Below are 3,894 nucleotides of genomic sequence, written 5' to 3' on the forward strand. Positions count from 1 at the left end.
ACCCGACCATCCCAACTCATTTCGCGTACAGCTTCTTACAACGGAGCCCCGGGCCCGAAACGCGGCTCAGATCCTCGCGCCGCCCGCTGCTAGACAGACGTAGTTGCAGGCTGCAAACAGACGCGAGACTTAGGGCTGTAACCATCGCTACCTGCGACATGGAATATAAGAGCCGAAATGGTCAAGATTGAGAAAGCTCATTTTTTTCGTGCCGCGCTGGAGATCGGTCTGACCAGCCCCCATCGAGTGGTCCGCATGGAATTTAGTGGAGCATGACGGCGGGCGGTACCGACCCGGTCGGGTTTGGACGGTGGATCGGCACTGGCGGTCCCGGCATAACCACCTCCGGCGCAGGCGGCCGATACCCGAGGGCGCTGTGTGGCCGGACGGTGTTGAAGTGCTGGCGCCATTGCTCGATCAGCACTTGGGCTTCTCTGAGCGTGTTGAATACCTCGCAGTCCAGCAGCTCATTCCGAAGCTTGCCGTTGAAGCTTTCCACATAGCCGTTCTCCCAGGGGCTGCCAGGCGCGATGTAGGCCGTCCTGGCGCCGACGCCGGTGATCCAGCCCTGCACTGCCTTGGCCACGAACTCGGGGCCGTTGTCCGACCGAATGTGCGCAGGTACGCCGCGGGCGATGAACAGGTCGGCCAGGATATCGATCACCTCGGCCGAGCCGAGCTGCCGCGCCACCCGGATGGCCAGCGCCTCGCGGCTGAACTCGTCGATCACGCAGAGCATGCGGAACTTGCGCCCGTCTCGGGTACGATCCTCGACGAAGTCGTAGGCCCAGACGTGATTGGGTCGCTCTGGCCGCAGCCGGATGCAGGCGTCATCGTTGAGCCAGAGGCGGCCGCGCTTCGGCTGCCGAGGCGGCACCTTCAGCCCCTCCTGCCGCCAGATGCGCTCGACCCGCTTGTGGTTGGTGCACCAGCCCGCTGCCCGCAACAGCGCCGTGACCCGGCGGTAGCCATACCGGCCATACAGCTTGGCCAGGGCGATGATCTCGTCGCGCAGCGCCGCTTCGTCGTCCGGCCTGCTCGGTACCTTGCGCTGCGTCGAGCGGTGCTGACCCAGCACCTTGCAGGCAAGCCGTTCCGAGATGCCCAGCCTGGTCGTGACGTGCTCAACGCAGGCCCGACGACGTGCGGCGCTCAGAAGTTTCCCGAGGCGGCTTCCTTCAGGATGACCTTCTCCAGCGCCAAGTCCGCCACCGCCTTCCGAAGCCGCCCGTTCTCCGCCTCCAGTTGTTTTAGGCGCTTCATCTGGTCGAGCTTCAGCCCGCCGTACTCCGATCGCCAGCGATAGTAGGTCGGCTCCGTTACCTCGATCGCCCGCACCGCCTCGGCAACCGGCTTGCCCTGTGCCGTCAGAACCTCGACCTGCCGCAGCTTGGCGACGATCTGCTCCGGCGTGCTCCGCTTCCCTGCCATGGCCGTCCCTTCCATGATCGTACCGGCTTCTCACAGCCGGCGGACTACTTCTAGAGGGGCACGTCAGGGCACGCCAACCCGTTCGGTGCCGTCTTGCCATGCCCGGTTTTTATTTTGCGATGACCGTTATAAAACTTGCAATAGAGCCGGTGGACGCTGCACACGGCCTAAGCCGCCCTCGTCGCCAATCTGTTCATCATCGCTGCCTAACCCGCCTCCCGCCACGGCCACTCACGGCCCGATGCAAGTTTTACAAAACAGCTCTTTAATTTCGAAAAGCTGCGAAATGCAAGTCTCTAGCGAGAGATTTCCAGCGGAAACTATTGTTATCTAAACTGATATACGCTCCACTCAGAACGGCAACGTATGCATTCACTATGCTTTTCATCTTGCTTTTTGGAAGGTATATTTCCCTTCTGTTTTGGAGTTTTTCTACTGCTTTCTCAACAAAGGCCGCGCATTTAGATTTTTCATAAAGGGGAAAATTTCTCACGTTCTCCGCGTCGAGGCTATTTATTATAGCAAGCATATGTAACCCTATCTCTATGTAAAGATCAGTCCTTTCTACGATGTTGCTTGTTATCCGAAATGTTTCGCTAAGCCCTTGACCATAAAGATTGTTGTCATGCTGTCTATATTTCACCAGAGATTCGTCAATCTCTACGGTCGATCCAACCATTTGTGCGATAAAAGTAATCCATCTATCGTGAGCAACGCGGTGATCTGGAGAAATGTAATCTAAAAATCTACATTCAATGGGGAAAACATCCAATAACTTGCGTCTATAAACAATTGAAAATCCCCAAAAAGTACTCCATAAATCATAGCTTAATGGTCTTTTAATTACGGTTCCTTTTACATTTTGCCTAAATTTGCCAATTGTATTGGAAAACTTGTCAATAGTTTCTGCGGGGTGAATGATCATAGATATATTTTTGTTTTCAAAATATTTGGAGCATTTTTCTATTTTGTCCTCCCGCCAGATGTCGTCTTGATCACAAAACGCGATGAAATCACTGCGTGCCTCCAAAGAGGTGCGCAGAAAATTTTCTCTAAACCCAAGTGCAGGAACACGTCTCATTATTTTCACGGGAAATCTGCTTTCCCGTTGAAAGTGCTCCAAAATTTCAACGGTCTCGTCGCTGGAATTGTCGTCTGATACAAGAAGCTCGTCTGGTATCACCGTCTGATTTGCTAAGCTTCTAAGTTGAGCTTCAATGTATTTCGATCCGTTATAGGTAGCCAATACAATCGAAAGTGTTTTCTTGCTTCTTGCCATCTCATTCCTCAATTTTTTGAAAAAATTCTTATTATGCCATTCGACAGACAATTCTTCATTTTTTGAAAAAACACAGCAAATTCAAAGATTTTGAAATAAGAATTTAGAAAAATTCATAAGATAAGGGATCACTACAAATTGCTTGACTCATGTTTGCATTATCTTGTCGCCCCAAAACAGATTTGTTGAATTTAAGTTCGAATTGGGCCCATGCGCCGACTTTTTCGACATTATTTCATAACATATATCGATCGTTTTGCAAGTGTGCAGTATTTAGTCTTCAGATCGAAATAGATATTTCGATCTTAATTGAACATAACGCGACTTCAAGTGCTTTTCTAAATTTAAGGCGCAATTCTCAAATCACATCAATCGCGAGCAAATATAACCTGAAGCAGTAAAACTTAGCAGTACAGAACAACTTTTTGGATTATTCAGTTCGAGGCTTTTCAGCTTTTGAATGCCGTAAGGTTAGCCTTTTCGACGCAGCGGGCAGTAGGGCATCGTGGCGCCGTGGTCGGGTGGAGGAATAATTCGACTTATCCACGGTCCCCATAACCGCTGCCCTTGCTGCAGGCCGCGACCTATTCGCCTAATTCGTGAAACTAACAGCGATCGTTGGATCCGGTGGAGTAGCTCGCATTTGGTTGAGCAAACGCGCGTGTTCAGGACTGCGTTTGCAGTCAACGAGAAATTGCGGATTGCGGATCGTGAGGTTGCGGTTGGACTTTTTAGCCGTGGCATCCGCCCCCATGTTCAACTGTTCAGCCACGGCGTCCGGTCGAGAGCTTGGCTCTTGGATCGGGCACGCCTTACATAGAATGACGTCTGCGATAGCGGCTGCACCACTCTGGGATTGACGGAGGCTATTTGGTATGAGTCAGGCCGCCATGAGTGTGGGCCCCGGGGTAGCATAGTAGCGCGCCTATGCCTTGGCGGAAGGGATGTTGCCGACCGGCTCGAGAAGGCGGCGGTGGTTGAACCAGTCCACCCATCCGAGGGTGGCGAACCCGACGCCCTCCATGCCAGCCACGGGCCGCGGCGACGGATGCCCTCGGTCCTGAACAGGCTAATAAGGCTCTCAGCGAGCTCACTGTCGTAGCTGTCGCCGGCGCTGGCGACGAATAGCTCGATCTCGACTTCGACTAGGGTCTGTGACCGGACTGTCTGGCTAACCGGTCTGG

Annotated in this window: 2 protein-coding genes and 1 pseudogene; all 3 read right to left on the reverse strand. The window is 53.1% G+C overall.

Annotated features, from left to right (window positions below; all coding sequences use genetic code 11):
- Window positions 1-262: 262 nt before the first annotated feature.
- Window positions 263-1,431, reverse strand: a protein-coding gene (locus QWZ14_RS29485) for an IS3 family transposase (protein ID WP_290320640.1) whose coding sequence is annotated in 2 segments (ribosomal slippage) — window positions 263-1,167 and window positions 1,167-1,431 — 1,170 coding nt in all. Because the reading frame shifts where the segments join, the coding sequence is not laid out codon by codon here.
- Window positions 1,432-1,696: 265 nt separating this feature from the next.
- The gene (locus tag QWZ14_RS29490; protein ID WP_290320639.1) at window positions 1,697-2,710 is read right to left on the reverse strand and encodes a glycosyltransferase; all 1,014 of its coding nucleotides are present in this window, start codon (window positions 2,708-2,710) and stop codon (window positions 1,697-1,699) included.
- Between the two features lie 925 nt (window positions 2,711-3,635).
- Window positions 3,636-3,894 (reverse strand): annotated as a pseudogene (locus tag QWZ14_RS29495) (IS3 family transposase); the annotation flags it as partial.

The sequence above is a fragment of the Paeniroseomonas aquatica genome, from assembly GCF_030409335.1.
In the GTDB taxonomy this organism is placed as follows: Bacteria; Pseudomonadota; Alphaproteobacteria; order Acetobacterales; family Acetobacteraceae; genus Belnapia; species Belnapia aquatica.

Excerpts from the sequence above, each read along its gene's own strand:
- QWZ14_RS29490 (WP_290320639.1), bottom strand. The coding sequence starts at position 2,710 with ATGGCAAGAAGCAAGAAAACACTTTCGATTGTATTGGCTACCTATAAC.